The following is a 15,622-nucleotide window of genomic DNA, read 5'->3' as shown; positions in this document are numbered from 1 at the left end:
ACTTCTTATTGGCTAAGTGCGGATGGATTCCGAGTTACAAACGGCTTGTGAAGAAAGTTTCGCGAAAGGTGAGGCTAATATTATGATTTATAATGATAAATCTGTTCAAAAGTGGAAAGATTGATTTAACGACAAGATAAACAGTACGACGAATCTAGTGTGTCGAACATTGTTAGTGGTGTAAGTTTCATCATTTAGTCGGTGCGATTCGCATCTCGAAAGATGGCTGGTTCGCTAAAAAATTATCTTTCTGTCATAAATATTTAATGTTTGTATGGGTTGTTAAAAAACTCGATATTAGACATAGTGTTATTAAGCCAATAAAAAATGGCTTTTATAATAAACAGGAGATTAACTATGCATAATGAAATGATTCAACCTTCACACTTCGGTATTATTGGCCGCACTTGTATCGCTTCAGTACTTATGATTGCGGGCGTTTTTGCTCTTATTTAAGAGTCAATGGTAACGATGGTTACCCGCTTAAGAGTAAGAAAATTCAGGGAATCACCTTAATCTCGTATAAGGTATTCCCCTGAAAATCCAACCTAATAACTACTTTTTAGCTGAAGAAGCTAAAAATCAATGCACTTACCGCTACAATGCCCGCAGTTAAAACAAAGTAAGTTGAGCCATTTCCACGATATTGTTTCAATGCATCGATTTTGTATACCGCTAACATTGGCATAATAAATAAGATCATCGCGATAACAGGCCCTGACAACGCTTCCATCATACCAAGAATACTTGGGTTCATGATCGCTGCTGCCCAGATTGAAAAGAAAAGTACTGCAACGCTGATACGATCAACCCGCTTTTCAGACAGTTTAGAGTGTTTGGTAATTAAACCATTTAAGCTTTCGCGTGCACCTAAAAAGTGTCCAAGAAAAGAGGAAGTGATAGCAACAAAAGCCACCAAAGGACCAAGCGTTGCGATAAATGGGTTGTCTGTTGCATTGGCTAAATAAGACAGCACCGACACGTTTTGTTCTTTAGCTTGAGCCAATTGCTCTGGTGACAGCGCTAATACACACGAAAAGACAAAAATAAGCACAAACGCAATTAACATGATGCTAGTGCGTCGAAGAATTACTTCGGATTTCGCATCCGCTTGATCGCCATAATGGCGACGTTGCACATTTGCAAAGCTTGAAATCGCAGCTGCGTGACTAAACGAGAAAATAACCACAGGAACCGCTAACCACATAGTGCTAGCAAAAGCAGACGCTTCAGGGGCGTCCATGATTGGCATGGTCCAGTTTGGTATCAAGTAAAATGAAAGAAAGGCAAGAATAGCCACTAATGGGTAAACCATAATGGCAAAAGCCCGTAGCATGACTTTTTCGCCCGCCATCATAATGGCAATTAATGCAAACACTAGTACACCTGAAAGCAGAGGGCGAGGCAAAGAAGCCATATCAGCTTGGTTAACCATAAAACTGTCTACGGTATTGGTAATACCGACACCGTAAATTAACAGGATCGGGAAGATCGAAAGAAAATACAGCAGTGAAATAGAGCGACCCGCTTTTGCGCCAAAGTGCTCTTCCACTACATCAGTAAAGTCTGCATTTTTGATCTTGGAAGACAGTACAAAGCGAGCTAAACCACGGTGGGCAAGATAAGTCATTGGGAAAGCAAGCACAGCCATTGCGACTAACGGCCAAAACCCGCCAATACCAAGGTTGATCGGCAGAAATAGAATGCCTGCACCAACGGCTGTTCCAAACAGACTAAGGACCCAATGTGTGTCGTGTTTTGACCAAGATGTTGTTGTGTTTAATTCACTGGAATTTAACGCATTTCGAGATTCTTTCACTTAAAACTCGCTTTTATAAAAATAATAATGCGGAGAATGGTATAGGTTTTGGTGTTTGTTATCACATCGGAAGTGTGGTGAATCATGCTGAATATAAGGGGTGGTTGTAACTTATCAAACTATGAATTTTTTTAAAAACTAGAGTTTTAATCTAAAAATTAAGTAATAAATTGGTGTTATATTTCAAATTTTTACTGATGGATGGTTTTTGATTTCGTGGTTAAAACTTAATCATGGATGTATATGCTAAAGAAGCGTGCTCTTACTTAATGTGCCATGGTGCATATTGGAGAGTTAGCAAGTGTCAGGTCTATGAGTCCTGCATTTAGATGAGTTTTAGGTATATACTGCCGCCACAAATGTTAAAGGAGGAATTATTGAATGGACATTCTGTCTGCACATAAAGACGACTTATTGGCTGTGTATACGCTTGAAAATACTTTATTTGGAGAACATGCCTATCCTCAATTTTTCTTTCGGCAAGCTTTTGATTGTTGGGGGGAAAGCTTACTAGTGGCGAAAGAGGGGGAGCAAGTCGCAGGGTATATTTTGCTGACGACGAGCACAAATGCGCAGCAATATTGGATCATGTCACTGGCTGTCGATACTCAGCATCGTGGTAAGGGTATTGCGCGTTCTCTGATTGAAAGTGCCATCGCGCCGTTGAAGTTGGGCTCAAGTGTGAAGTTGACGGTCGATCCGAATAATCAGCCTGCATTGTCTTTGTACCTCTCCCTTGGCTTCAAAGTATTAAAAGAAGAAGCTCATTATTTCGGTGACGAAGAGTCTAGATTGGTCATGGAATTAGTAAAGTAACCCTGCACGATAATGAACGAAACTTGCACTCAATCAGTGCGCGGTATTACTTTGCAATAGTTGTTTTCATTCTAACGTTTTGTAAATTAAAGATTTTCAATCTTGGCACCTCGTTTGCTTTGATATAAATGTTCATCGTTAACTCGATGCGCCGCTCTCTATAGCAGGCGAGAGCGGGATAGGGTATTACTTTTGAAAATGTACTAACAGCGTTAAAGGCATTGCTGCCTCTCTCGATTCGGGAGAGGCTTTTTTTTGCCTGTAATTTAGGATTAGTCGCGCAGGAGGCGTTATGTCACAAGGGTGTAGAAAGACAACTTGTCCGTATTGCGGAGTAGGCTGCGGAATTGAAATCAGCAATAACAAGATTATTGGAGATGCGCTTCATCCGGCCAATTCCGGTTCACTGTGTGTAAAGGGTGTCGCATTAGCAGAAAGCTTACAAATGCCTTCAAGATTGCTCTACCCCAAGCTAAGGGAAAAAGAAGTGTCATGGCAGTCGGTCACAGACTTAATTGCACAAGAGATCCATCAAACGAAAGCGGAGTTTGGACCAGATTCTGTCGCGATGTATGTTTCAGGGCAGTTGCTTACTGAAGATTACTACGTCGCGAATAAACTCATGAAAGGTTATGTGGGTAGCGCGAACATCGATACCAATTCTCGTTTGTGTATGTCTTCGGCGGTTGCGGCTCATGTACGAGCATTTGGCGAAGATGTGGTTCCTGTTAATTACGACGACATTGATAAGACTGAGCTATTGATCATCTGCGGTGCGAATACTGCTTGGACGCATCCTGTTTTATTTCGACGTATTCAACAAGCGAGAGAGAACAACCCTAATCTCAAGCTGGTGGTCATTGACCCTCGTGAAACGGTCACAGCACAACAAGCGGATTTGCATTTACCGATTAAAAACGATGGTGATGTGTCACTTTTTAATGGGCTGATCAAGTTTCTTATCGAGCAGCAATGTATTGATTCTGAATACATAAATTCCCATACCGACGGGTTTGATGCGCTTGTAGAAGAAGTTTCTGATTTGCGTTACGATGTCACTAACTTAACGTCTTCCATTGGTATTTCAGAAGAAAAAATCACGACATTCTTCCAATGGTTCGCACAAAGCCCAACCGCAATCACGCTGTTTTGCCAAGGGGTTAACCAAGCCGAAAATGGTGTCGATAAAGGCAATGCAATCATTAATGCACACTTGGCGACAGGTAAAATTGCTAAGTCAGGTTGTGGGCCGTTTTCTATTACAGGTCAGCCGAATGCGATGGGTGGGCGAGAAGTCGGTGGTTTGGCAAACCAACTAGCGGTTCATCGCGCTTTTGACGCAGATTCTATAAAGCAAGTCCAAGCGTTTTGGGATTCACCCGAAATTGCCACTAAGCCTGGATTAAAAGCCGTCGAGCTGTTTGAGGCGGTAGAACGTGGTGAGATTAAAGTTCTGTGGATCATGGCAACCAATCCCGTGGTTTCTTTGCCTGATAATCAGATGGTTAAGCGCGCGTTAGAGGCTTGTCCTTTTGTGATTGTGTCTGATATTACCGCGGAGTCGGACGTTGCTAAATATGCAGATGTTTTATTGCCAGCGGCTGGTTGGGGTGAAAAGCAAGGCATGGTGACCAACTCTGAGCGTCGACTTTCAAGTCAGCGCCAGTTTCAAACACCTCCGGGTGAAGCAAAATCAGATTGGTGGGCGATAAGCCAAGTCGGACAAGCTCTGTGTGCATTGGAAAAGACACAAAATGGCTTTGCATTTACTTCTGAGCGGGCGGTATTCAGGGAATATGCGGCGATGACAGGCATGAATGCCGATTCGCCATTGAAGCTAGATCTTTCTCAATACGCCAACTTAACCGAGCAAGAATACGAAGAGTGGGTGCCGACACAATGGGGAGGAGGGCGTCCTTTTGCTGATGGAATCTATTCGCACCCAGATGGTAAAGCGCGTTTTGTCGTGACCAGTGAATTGCCTCAACGCTTAGAGAGAGCAAAAGGCTGGTGGCTCAATACGGGTAGACAACGCGACCAATGGCATACAATGACGCGTACAGGGCATATCGCACACCTTGCCGCCTCTGAGTTAGAGCCAACCGTGTACATGAACACACTCTCCGCCACTCAAAATCGCTTAAAATCCGGACAGCTCATCAAGCTGTTCCAGCCTACTTCAAACACTGGTATTTATGCCAAAGTTGCCATTGATGAAGGTTTGGGGTTTCAGGAGCTGTTTATGTCAATGCACTGGGCTGGTCGATATGGAGGTGAAAGCAGTGTTAACGCGATAGTAAACAGCGTAAAAGACCCTATTTCTGGGCAGCCTGCGTTTAAGTCGTCTTATGTTGAAGTGCAAGACGCGGCGGTAAAAACCTACGGTATGTTCATCGGGACACAGTTTGATTCTGGCAAGTTTCTCTACAGCGCATTTCAAGCAGAAAGTAATTTGGGCATCTGGCGCTTTGCACACGATAAACGACCAAAAAAGCAGAGTTTTTGTCGAACGGAAAAGAGTCGCAGGATTACGATAGATATTGCCCTAGGTTGGCTAGCGGTGGATTACGACCTTGTTGGAGACGTTCGTATCATTCGTTCTGTTTTGGTGGTGTCTAGTGAACCGATTCAAACCGACTACACCAACTTTACCGGCTTGATTGGTAAGCCGAAGGAGCTATCGCAACTGCTTACCATCACTCAATCGCAAAGCAGTGCCAAACTGGTCTGTAGTTGTTTCCGTGTTACTGATAAACAGATACATGACGCGATGGAGAAACAAGACTGCACTTCACTGACCCAACTTCAAAACAAACTAAAATGCGGTACCAACTGTGGCTCGTGCGTCTCTCAAATCAAACAAATGGTCGACAGCCATCAGCATCAAAAGGGCAAACAGCAAGCGAGCCAGCAAAGTCTGGCGATGCAAATAAAGTAAATCATAAAGAGGATAAGCACATGGAAGCGCCTTATCAAAAGTCTTGGTTTAAGAAAGGACAAGCGGACCAGAATCAAGATCGCTCGTCTCGCTTTTCTAAGCATGACAAAGCAAGCAAACTGAACCAACTTTTAGAAGACCACTCAGTAGACCTCGACGCGAACCACAAAGGTTTTGTGTCGATTGTCGGAGCAGGACCGCACGATCCAGACTTGTTAACCGTGAAGGCAGTGAAAGCGATTATATCGGCAGAGGTATTGCTATACGACCGTTTGGTTAACAAAGATATTTTGGAGTTGACTTCGCCACAAGCCGATTGGATTTACGTGGGCAAACGATGTGGGCAACCTAGTATTGATCAGGAAGAAGTCTGTAATTTGATGGTGTCGCTCGCTCAGCAAGGAAAGCGAGTTGTGCGCTTAAAAGGGGGAGATCCTTTTGTATTTGGTCGTGGAGGCGAAGAGGCGTTAGCGCTCGTCAAACACTCTATCGCTTACGAAGTCATCCCCGGTATTACTGCTGCGATTGGATGTTCAGCAAACAGCTTGATTCCGCTGACTCATCGCGGCGTTGCTCGCAGCGTTACCTTTGTGACGGGGCAAGTGGTAACAGGCGCATTTGAAGCGTGGAGCCAACTGATGCAAAGCGGACAAACATTGGTGTTCTACATGGGATTAGAAAAATCGGCAGACATACAAATCGGTTTAGTCGGCGCTGGTTTGAACCAAGATTTCCCTGTTGCGGTCATCACTCATGGTTGCAGCCCTCAGCAGCAAGTTCATGTTACCCAACTCAATCAGCTCAATGAGTTATCGATTACACTTAAAGGCATCAGCCCAGCATTGATTGTGATGGGAGAAGTTGTCAAACTGCGCGAACAACTAATAGAAACCGTACAGTCAGTGACGGAATACGAGGGAATATGAGCAGCATTTTGGAATGTATCAGAACAGTCGGTCGTGGCGAACGTGGTAGAAAACCACTGAACTTTGATCAAGCGTTTCGAGTTATGGATGAATACCTAAACGGAGAGTGCGATGATGATCAAATGGCAATGCTGCTGATGCTGATCCGCGTACAAAACGAGACTCAACAAGAAATCGCTGGCTTTGTAAAAGCATTCCAATCCCGCATGCCTGCTATTGGTGCAGACATCGACTGGCCATGTTACGCAGGCAAACGTGAAGCGGCAGGTCAGCCTTGGCACCTGTTGGCAGCGAAGATCCTTGCCGATAATGGTCATAAAGTGCTGATGCATGGCTATCACGACCGTCAATCTGGACGTTTACACGCAGAAGATTACCTCGACAAGTTTGCTATCGAGAAAGTGGAATCAGCAGAAGAAGCAAAGCGTGTCTTAGAAACACAAAACATCGTGTATCTACCGCTCAGCGCATTTGCTCCACAAGCAGAAACCATGATCGGTTGGAAGAATCGTTATGGGCTGAGAACGCCGATTAATACCGTGGTTCGTGCATTGAATCCGGGGCAGGCAACGGTTGGTATTCGTGGTAGCTTCCATCCTGGTTTCCAACAACTTCATGCAGAAGTCGAATATGAAATCGGTCAAACCGCTCACGCCGTTGTGTCATTCAAAGGGCAATCGGGCGAATCAGAATACAACCCGAAAGTAAGCCAAACGGTATGGTTAAGCCAAACAAGCGGCGTGACATCGCACTACTGGACGGAGCAAATGCTGTCTGAGGTGCCAATGCCTACGAACTGTCCGTTTGGGACGTCAGAAGATGACATGAACCAAATGGCGAATACGGTTTTGGCAACGATGACAGTTGTACTCTTTGCTCAAGTGCACGATAGGGAACAGGCCTTTGAACGTGCGTTTACTTATTGGGAAAACTATTGTTGTGGCAGTTAATCCTGTGACGAGCTAACCGCGAAACGTTGTTGGATCGGAATCCTTTATCTATTGTTTGTGTAAGCTTGTCAGTGATGTATTTATCACTTGAAGTGTCTCACAGCTGATTGGGGCAAACATCAGTGAGGCCTGATGAGTTTACTTTTCGATAAGAAATGAGGACAAGGATAATGGTTCTAAAGCACTCAAATTCTAACAACAAGGCGTCACATCCCATTCCACAAGAAGCTTTCGATTGGTATGACGAATACGCACATGGCAAAATCTCTCGTCGAGAGTTTCTCAACCGTCTTGGTGGCCTCGCTGTTTTAGGTTTTAGTATGACGGCCCTGGTTGATGCTCTGACTCCAAATTATGCACTCGCAGAGCAAGTTTCCTTTAATGATCCTGAGATCAAAGCAACCTATGAAACCTTTGCTTCGCCCAATGGACATGGGGAAGGTCGCGGCTATTTGGTTGTGCCACAAAAGAAGACCTTAAAATCGCCGACAGTGTTGGTGATTCATGAAAATCGAGGTCTAAACCCATACATCAAAGATGTCGCCAGACGACTCGCGAAAGACGGCTTTATTGCTTTCGCTCCTGACGCGCTTTATCCACTCGGTGGCTATCCGGGGAACGATGATGAAGGTCGCGCCATGCAGAAAGAGATGGACAGAGCCAAGATCGAACAAGATTTTATTGCTGCTGCTAATTTCATTAAACACTACGAGGGTGGGAACGGTAAATTAGGCGCTGTTGGGTTCTGTTTCGGTGGATACATCGTTAATATGCTTGCAGCGGTAATGCCAGAAGAGCTGGATGCAGGTGTGCCTTTCTACGGAACACCGGCGGCGCAAGAGATTCAAAAGCAGGTCAAAGGGCCGTTGATGATTCACTTCGCAGGGCTCGATAAGCGCGTCAACGACACATGGCCTGCCTATGAGCAGCAATTGATCGCGAACGATGCGCAATATCAGGCGTTAATGTATGAAAACGTCAACCATGGCTTCCATAACGACTCAACGGCTCGCTACGCACCAGAAGAAGCGGCGCTCGCGTGGGAACGCACACTAGGTTTCTTCAAAGAACATCTCGCCTCTAGTTAAAACGCTTCAACTTTAATTGGCACATTCCTTGTTATGTCTCTCTTAGTGAGTGAGATATAAACAAGGAATGTGCATGACTCAATCAACGTCAAAAACACCCATCATAGTATGCTGTGATAGCCTCCAAGAGCAGGCTCGACTGTCCGGCTTGTTGAGCAAAGATTACGACAACATAGTTGGCTGCCAATTGGCACAACTAGAAAATTTGATGCAGCGAGAACCATCGGCACGCGTTGTTGTTGGATGGCAGCAGCCGACGGCGGAACTGCGTTTGATTGTCGATTTCTGTCGCAGAAAATCGGCACCACTCCTTATCGTGCTGAAGCAACTATCATCCAATGATATCAATCGGTTATCAGAAAAAATGGATTATGTTCTCATGCCACATGATAGTGAGTTTGCACTTCAACCCTGGATTGAACATGCGACATTAGTGAGAGCGAAATTCGAAAGTATGCAATCGGAAATTGAATCGCTGACCCATAAGATTGAAGAGCGCAAGCTGGTGGAAAAAGCCAAAGGTCTGCTGATGAAGATGCACAGTGTTGATGAAGATCAGGCTTATAAAGCGCTTAGAAATTCAGCCATGCAATCGAGCCAAACGCTCTCACAAGTGGCGAAGAATCTGATTACGGCATTGCAGTTAATGGATTAACTTCTCTACTACTTTGGGGTTATGGCAGAAATTCTACCGTGGTGCGTGTTGCACTAACAGCAAGCAAAAACAGTTGCTTGGTTACGAGGGTAGACTCTAATGTGCTGTATTTAAAGTAGAAAATAAGTTGGCACAGTACTTGGATTAGTTAAAACGGGTTTATTGTTGAATCGCTTATCTCAATTATCAACGGCGGTAATTGTAGACTTAGCAACGGCGCTACTGCTCTTCGGAGTAGTGGCGCTTTTTTTATGGGAGCAAACCAATGAAATGGAGTTCGATGCTGAAAGTGTCAGCAATTTCGTTATCGGTATTCATCACAACCAGCGTAAATGCAGAGTTGGGGGAGCCAGAAATTGAAGACCTGAAGTTTGGTTTTATTAAGTTAACCGATATGGCACCGCTGGCGGTTGCTTATGAGAAAGGCTTTTTTGAAGACGAAGGCTTATACGTCACTTTAGAAGCACAAGCAAACTGGAAGGTGCTATTAGACCGAGTCATCGATGGTGAGCTTGCTGGCGCGCACATGCTTGCTGGTCAGCCATTGGGCGCAACGATTGGTGTCGGCACAAAAGCAGAAGTGATTACCGCGTTCAGTATGGATTTGAACGGTAATGCAATCACGGTTTCCAATGATACTTGGGAACAGATGAAGCAGTACATTCCAAAACAACTAGATGGCAAACCTGTTCACCCAATCAAAGCGGATGCACTGAAGCCTGTGGTCGACAGCTATCTGGATAAAGGCAAACCGTTCAACATGGGTATGGTGTTCCCAGTATCGACGCACAACTACGAGTTGCGATACTGGTTAGCGGCAGGTGGGATTCATCCTGGCTTTTACGCACCAGACTCAGGCGATAACAGTGGCCAATTGGATGCTGACGTTCTTTTGAGTGTTACACCGCCACCACAAATGCCAGCGACGATGGAAGCGGGCACGATCAAAGGCTACTGCGTCGGCGAACCATGGAACCAACAAGCAGTATTCAAAGGCATTGGTACGCCCGTCGTGACCGATTACGAGATCTGGAAGAACAACCCAGAGAAAGTATTTGGTGTTTCTAAAGCTTGGGCTGAGAAGTATCCAAACACGCACATTCGCGTAGTGAAAGCCTTGATTCGAGCGGCACATTGGTTGGATGAAAACGACAATGCCAACCGCCAAGAAGCAGTGAAGATGCTATCAAAGAGCGAGTACGTCGGAGCCGATGCCGAAGTTATCGCCAACTCAATGACCGGCACGTTTGAATACGAGAAAGGCGACAAACGAGACGTGCCAGACTTCAACGTGTTCTTCCGTCATAACGCCACGTATCCGTATTACAGCGATGCGATTTGGTACCTGACCCAAATGCGTCGCTGGGGACAGATCTCAAGCGAGAAATCCGATGATTGGTACATGGATGTGGCAAAAGAGGTTTACCGTCCAGATATCTACCAACAAGCGGCTCAAGCGCTAATTGAAGATGGTGTGTTGAGCAAAAAAGACTTCCCAGATTTCAGTGCTGAAGATGGTTTCCGTGCGCCACAAACACACTTTATCGACAACATCGTTTATGACGGTCGCGAGCCAAATAAATATCTAGAGAAGTTCTCTATCGGGCTTAAAGGAAAAGACAAAGTTTAGGATGAGCAGTCCTACAAAAAATACAGCGGGCAGGTGAGTCTGCCCGCAATAACAAGGATGTAAATTTCTTAGGAGTGAGTATGTCTAGTAATGTCATTTCCCTGTTTCCTGCTAAGCAGGTAGTGAACCGAAGTCGGTTGGTGCTTTTGCCCGTCATTGGCTTGCTGATCTTTTTGGCAATGTGGCACTTAGCAGCGAGAGAAGTGCAAACTTCATTAGGTACGCTACCGGGACCTGTGCAAACTTTTCAGCAGTTCAGCAACCTTGTCGATGACCATTGGCAAGAGCGAGAAAAAGAACAAGCGTTTATCGAACGCCAGGAAAAACGAAATGCTGCGAAGTTAGCCAAGAATCCAGACGCGGAAGTGAAGATTCGTCCTTACACAGGTAAGCCGACGTTCTTCGACCAAATCGTGACGAGCTTAGTGACTGTGACAGCGGGCTTTCTGCTGGCGACGGTTATCGCGATTCCACTTGGCATCGTGCTTGGTCTTAATCAAGGGCTGTATCAAGCGTTCAACCCAATCATTCAATTGCTCAAGCCTGTATCACCTTTGGCTTGGCTGCCTATCGTTACCATGGTTGTAAGTGCCACCTATGTGAGTGATGACCCGATGTTTGCTAAGTCGTTCATTAACTCTCTAATCACTGTGGCGCTGTGTAGCTTATGGCCGACGCTGATTAACACCGCAGTGGGTGTAACGAGCGTTGATAAAGACTTAATCAACGTGAGTAAAGTGCTTCAACTTTCGTGGTGGCAGCACATTCGCACCATCGTTTTACCTTCTGCCATTCCAATGATCTTCACAGGTTTACGTCTCTCTTTAGGTATCGCTTGGATGGTATTGATTGCGGCAGAAATGCTCGCTCAGAACCCAGGGTTAGGCAAGTTCGTTTGGGATGAATTCCAGAACGGCAGCTCGGCATCATTGGGTCGCATCATGGTCGCGGTCATCACCATTGGCTTTATCGGTTTGATGCTCGATAGAGGCATGCTGCAAATTCAAAAGTGGCTGTCTTGGAATAAACAACAAGCGTTGAGATAAGGGAAAAGATCATGGAAAAAGCATTATTAGATCTAACGCGTTTAGGGATGCGATTCCCAACGCCAGATGGCGAGTTCATCGCGCTGAAGAACGTCGATTTACAAATCAATAAAGGCGAGTTTGTATCGCTGATTGGCCACTCTGGTTGCGGAAAATCAACGGTATTGAACTTAGTTGCGGGTCTGCACATGCCAACAGACGGCGGCGTGATCGTCGATGGGCGAGAGGTGGCAGGGCCGGGGCCTGACCGCGCAGTGGTGTTCCAAAACCATTCATTATTGCCTTGGCTCACCGTATATCAAAACGTTGAGCTCGCAGTAAAGCAAATTGCTGGTAAAAAGGGCAAAGCGTGGATTCAGGAGCAAGTGAATCACTATTTAGAGTTGATTCAAATGCAGCATGCCGCGCACAAAAAGCCGGATGAAATCTCTGGGGGTATGAAGCAGCGAGTCGGCATTGCGAGAGCACTGGCACTTCAACCAAAGGTTTTATTGATGGATGAACCATTTGGTGCGTTGGATGCGCTAACTCGTGCGCATTTGCAGGATGCACTGATGAAGATTCAAGCCGAGCTAAACAATACCGTGATAATGATTACCCACGACGTGGATGAAGCGGTGCTGCTATCCGACAAAATCGTGATGATGACCAACGGACCGGCAGCAACCATAGGCGAAGTGTTAGAAGTGAATCTACCGCGTCCTCGCGAGCGTGTCGCACTGGCAGATGATGCGCAGTATCAGAAGTGTCGACAAGCGGTGTTGAAGTTCCTTTACGAGAAGCAATCCAAAGTCGAGATTCCTGCTTCGAAAGAAGACAAACCCAAAACTGCAGCGCAAACGGCATAAGGAGGCAGCGATGAACAGTTCTTTAACGATCCCAGTAAAGAACGCATTGAGCCACATTGTTGTGGTAGGTAACGGTATGGTCGGGCAACACCTCGTCGAGCAGTTAGTGCAGAAAAACGCGCATTTGGAGAACCGAATTACCGTGATTGGTGCAGAGCGTTTTATCGCGTATGACCGTGTACAGTTGTCCTCTTTGTTTGCGGGTAAGTCTCATGATGATTTGATGCTGAGTAACCAAGAATGGTACGACCTGCATGGCATCCAACTCGTACTTGGCAGCCAAGTAACAGGCATCGACAGAGAGCAAAAGCGCATTCTGCTTGATGGTGAAGATGTGCTGGGTTACGACCAACTCGTGTTCGCGACCGGTTCGTATCCATTTGTGCCGCCAATTGAAGGTAAAGACCGCGACAACGTGTTTGTCTACCGCACGCTTGATGACCTTTCACAAATCAAGAAGGCATGTGAAGGCGCAAGAACAGGCGCAGTGATTGGTGGTGGCTTGTTGGGTTTAGAAGCGGCAAACGCACTCAAACTATTGGGGTTAGAAACTCACGTTATTGAATTTGCACCCCGCCTGATGCCCGTGCAGTTAGACGATGGTGCTGGCTTAGTGCTAAAAGAGAAGATTGAAGCGCTAGGGCTAACCGTGCATACCTCAACGGGGACGGAGCGAATCTGCGATGGTGAAACGGCTAAGCATCGTATGGTGTTTAAAGACAAAGATCCTCTCGAAGTGGATGTGATTGTCTTTTCCGCAGGGATTCGCCCTCAAGATGAGTTGGCAAGGTTGGCTGAGCTAGAAGTCGGCGAGCGAGGCGGCATTGTGATTAATAACCAATGCCAAACCAGCGATGAGAATATTTACGCGATTGGCGAATGTGCGTTGTGGGAGCAGAAGATCTTTGGTTTGGTCGCTCCCGGTTACACCATGGCGAGAACCACTGCCGATGTCTTGACTGGAATGCCGAGTGAAGGTTTTAAAGGTGCGGACATGAGCACCAAGCTCAAACTACTTGGGGTGGATGTGGCGTCTATCGGCGATGCACAAATGCAAACCGAAGGCGCACAAGAAATGGTATTGCAAGATGCGGTTGCAGGCATCTACAAAAAGCTGGTGGTTGATGCGAGCGGCACCCAATTGCTCGGTGCGATTCTCGTTGGTGACAACAGCGACTACGATGCGCTCTTACAGTGTTATTTGAACAAAACGGTCCTGCCAGACCACGCGGCGAACCTGCTGTTTGATACCGGAATGCTGGACGGAGAGATGCCAGACAGTGCCATCATCTGTTCTTGTCACAACGTCACAAAAGGCGACTTAGTTGCCGAGATTCAAGCTGGCACTACCAACCTGACGGACCTTAAAACTAGCACCAAAGCCGGTACTGGCTGTGGTGGCTGTAGCAATATGGTGAAGTCGGTATTGGATACGCAATTGGCAGCCATGGGGGTAGAGGTTAACAACCACCTTTGTGAGCACTTTGAGTTAAGTCGCCAAGAGATGTTCCATATTTGCCAAGTGGAACAGATCAAAGACTTCGACACCTTAATCGCACTGCATGGCAAAGGGCATGGGTGTGATATCTGTAAGCCGACAGCAGCATCTGTGTTTGCTTCTTTGTGGAATGAACACATCATGGAGCCACAGCATCAATCTCTGCAAGATTCTAACGATGCCTTTATGGCTAACCTGCAAAAAGACGGCTCTTACTCGATTGTACCTCGTGTTCCGGGGGGCGAAATTACACCAGACAAACTCATCGTACTTGGTGAAGTCGCTCAGCAATACGATCTGTACACCAAGATCACTGGCGGTCAGCGCGTGGATTTATTTGGCGCGCAGTTAGAACAGCTTCCTGAAATCTGGCAAACCTTAATTGATGCTGGTTTTGAAACAGGGCACGCCTACGGTAAATCGGTGCGCACCGTGAAATCGTGCGTGGGTTCTACTTGGTGTCGTTATGGTGTTGATGACTCGGTCGGATTAGCCATTGAGTTAGAGAACCGCTACAAAGGATTGCGAGCGCCCCATAAGCTTAAGTTTGCCGTATCGGGCTGTACTCGTGAGTGTGCAGAAGCGCAAAGTAAAGACATTGGGGTGATCGCCACTGAAAACGGCTGGAATCTATACGTTTGCGGTAATGGCGGCATGAGACCAAGACACGCTGATTTGTTTGCATCCGACTTATCTAAATCAGAGTTGATCACCATGATCGACCGAGTATTGATGTTCTACGTCAGCACTGCAGATCGCTTGCAGCGCACGTCGGTGTGGATGGAGAACATGGAAGGGGGCCTAGATTACCTTAAACAAGTGATTCTGGATGACTCTCTCAACTTATGTGACTCTTTGGATGAACAAATGGCGCGAGTCGTAGATACCTATCAATGTGAGTGGAAGAGTACACTGGATAATCCTCAGAAACTGCAACGCTTCCGTCCTTTCTTGAACAGCACGTCGGGCAGCAAAGTCTTGCCGTACCAACGTGTGCGCGGTCAGCGTATTCCGGTGAAACAGGAGGTATAAATGGCAGCTTTAACCAAAGTGAAACTGTGTCAGCTTGATGACCTAATGCCGTTTATCGGTGCCACTGTATTGATTGAAGGCGAGCACGTCGCGTTATTCTACATTCCTGATAGCGGTGTTTACGCTGTTCAGGATTGGGACCCAATTGGTAAGGCTTATGTGATGAGTCGAGGGATTGTCGGTGATATCGATGGTGAGATGTGTGTTGCATCGCCTCTATACAAACAACACTTCAGTTTAAAGAGTGGGCAATGTTTGGAAGACGAAGCGCACTGTCTAAAAACGTGGCAAATAACGGTCGACGATAATCAGGTTTGTTACTTAGTCGAAGAATGATCCTCGAAATTAGCTTGCTCGATATGAGTAAATTCTTAGC

At 46.1% G+C, this 15,622-nt stretch carries 12 protein-coding genes; 11 read left to right on the top strand and 1 reads right to left on the bottom strand.

The annotated features are described in order from the left end of the window. Positions 1-562 precede the first annotated feature (562 nt). Positions 563-1,819 carry an aromatic amino acid transport family protein gene (locus tag NL645_RS03665; protein ID WP_012842510.1) on the bottom strand — a complete coding sequence of 419 codons (1,257 nt, stop codon included), beginning with the start codon at positions 1,817-1,819 and terminating at the stop codon, positions 563-565. 381 nt (positions 1,820-2,200) lie between these two features. On the opposite strand from NL645_RS03665, the gene NL645_RS03660 reads away from it, so the two are divergent. The 11 genes from NL645_RS03660 to nirD all read left to right on the top strand — a co-directional run bounded on the left by NL645_RS03660 (position 2,201) and on the right by nirD (position 15,582). Further along, the gene (locus NL645_RS03660; RefSeq protein ID WP_005395641.1) at positions 2,201-2,635 is read left to right on the top strand and encodes a GNAT family N-acetyltransferase; all 435 of its coding nucleotides are present in this window, start codon (positions 2,201-2,203) and stop codon (positions 2,633-2,635) included. A 292-nt stretch (positions 2,636-2,927) separates the two neighbouring features. After that, complete coding sequence (locus NL645_RS03655; RefSeq protein ID WP_253651217.1) at positions 2,928-5,573, top strand: nitrate reductase; 2,646 nt, start codon at positions 2,928-2,930, stop codon at positions 5,571-5,573. 20 nt (positions 5,574-5,593) lie between these two features. Further along, a complete protein-coding gene (cobA, locus tag NL645_RS03650; RefSeq protein WP_253651216.1) occupies positions 5,594-6,499 on the top strand; it encodes a uroporphyrinogen-III C-methyltransferase in 906 nt (301 codons plus the stop codon). Next, the gene (locus NL645_RS03645; RefSeq protein ID WP_253651215.1) at positions 6,496-7,449 is read left to right on the top strand and encodes a glycosyl transferase family protein; all 954 of its coding nucleotides are present in this window, start codon (positions 6,496-6,498) and stop codon (positions 7,447-7,449) included. The genes cobA and NL645_RS03645 overlap by 4 nt, the downstream gene beginning before the upstream one ends. Before the next feature lie 170 nt (positions 7,450-7,619). Next, entirely contained in the window at positions 7,620-8,537 is a 918-nt protein-coding gene (locus tag NL645_RS03640; protein WP_048625125.1) for a dienelactone hydrolase family protein, read from the top strand. A gap of 73 nt (positions 8,538-8,610) precedes the next feature. Further along, positions 8,611-9,192: an ANTAR domain-containing response regulator gene (locus tag NL645_RS03635; RefSeq protein ID WP_253651214.1), complete on the top strand. Its 582-nt coding sequence runs from the start codon at positions 8,611-8,613 to the stop codon at positions 9,190-9,192. Between the two features lie 265 nt (positions 9,193-9,457). After that, entirely contained in the window at positions 9,458-10,822 is a 1,365-nt protein-coding gene (locus tag NL645_RS03630) for a CmpA/NrtA family ABC transporter substrate-binding protein (RefSeq protein WP_253651213.1), read from the top strand. An 80-nt stretch (positions 10,823-10,902) separates the two neighbouring features. Next, positions 10,903-11,868 carry an ABC transporter permease gene (locus NL645_RS03625; RefSeq protein WP_253651212.1) on the top strand — a complete coding sequence of 322 codons (966 nt, stop codon included), beginning with the start codon at positions 10,903-10,905 and terminating at the stop codon, positions 11,866-11,868. An 11-nt stretch (positions 11,869-11,879) separates the two neighbouring features. After that, positions 11,880-12,716 carry an ABC transporter ATP-binding protein gene (locus NL645_RS03620; protein ID WP_005450080.1) on the top strand — a complete coding sequence of 279 codons (837 nt, stop codon included), beginning with the start codon at positions 11,880-11,882 and terminating at the stop codon, positions 12,714-12,716. Positions 12,717-12,726: 10 nt separating this feature from the next. Further along, complete coding sequence (gene nirB / locus NL645_RS03615) at positions 12,727-15,246, top strand: nitrite reductase large subunit NirB (protein ID WP_253651211.1); 2,520 nt, start codon at positions 12,727-12,729, stop codon at positions 15,244-15,246. Continuing rightward, positions 15,247-15,582: a nitrite reductase small subunit NirD gene (gene nirD, locus NL645_RS03610; protein WP_023585068.1), complete on the top strand. Its 336-nt coding sequence runs from the start codon at positions 15,247-15,249 to the stop codon at positions 15,580-15,582. Positions 15,583-15,622: the final 40 nt, after the last annotated feature.

This window comes from Vibrio sp. Y51_MX_L26 (assembly GCF_024181935.1).
Classification (GTDB): domain Bacteria; phylum Pseudomonadota; class Gammaproteobacteria; order Enterobacterales; family Vibrionaceae; genus Vibrio; species Vibrio diabolicus.
The sequence above is the reverse complement of the archived record's forward strand: the minus strand, read 5'-3'. Positions and strand labels throughout refer to the sequence as shown.

What these genes read in the sequence shown, in the direction of transcription:
- nirB (WP_253651211.1), top strand. Translation starts at nt 12,727, where the DNA reads ATGAACAGTTCTTTAACGATCCCAGTAAAGAACGCATTGAGCCACATT.
- NL645_RS03655 (WP_253651217.1), top strand. Translation starts at nt 2,928, where the DNA reads ATGTCACAAGGGTGTAGAAAGACAACTTGTCCGTATTGCGGAGTAGGC.
- NL645_RS03635 (WP_253651214.1), top strand. Translation starts at nt 8,611, where the DNA reads ATGACTCAATCAACGTCAAAAACACCCATCATAGTATGCTGTGATAGC.
- NL645_RS03625 (WP_253651212.1), top strand. Translation starts at nt 10,903, where the DNA reads ATGTCTAGTAATGTCATTTCCCTGTTTCCTGCTAAGCAGGTAGTGAAC.
- NL645_RS03640 (WP_048625125.1), top strand. Translation starts at nt 7,620, where the DNA reads ATGGTTCTAAAGCACTCAAATTCTAACAACAAGGCGTCACATCCCATT.
- NL645_RS03660 (WP_005395641.1), top strand. Translation starts at nt 2,201, where the DNA reads ATGGACATTCTGTCTGCACATAAAGACGACTTATTGGCTGTGTATACG.
- nirD (WP_023585068.1), top strand. Translation starts at nt 15,247, where the DNA reads ATGGCAGCTTTAACCAAAGTGAAACTGTGTCAGCTTGATGACCTAATG.
- NL645_RS03645 (WP_253651215.1), top strand. Translation starts at nt 6,496, where the DNA reads ATGAGCAGCATTTTGGAATGTATCAGAACAGTCGGTCGTGGCGAACGT.
- NL645_RS03630 (WP_253651213.1), top strand. Translation starts at nt 9,458, where the DNA reads ATGAAATGGAGTTCGATGCTGAAAGTGTCAGCAATTTCGTTATCGGTA.
- cobA (WP_253651216.1), top strand. Translation starts at nt 5,594, where the DNA reads ATGGAAGCGCCTTATCAAAAGTCTTGGTTTAAGAAAGGACAAGCGGAC.
- NL645_RS03620 (WP_005450080.1), top strand. Translation starts at nt 11,880, where the DNA reads ATGGAAAAAGCATTATTAGATCTAACGCGTTTAGGGATGCGATTCCCA.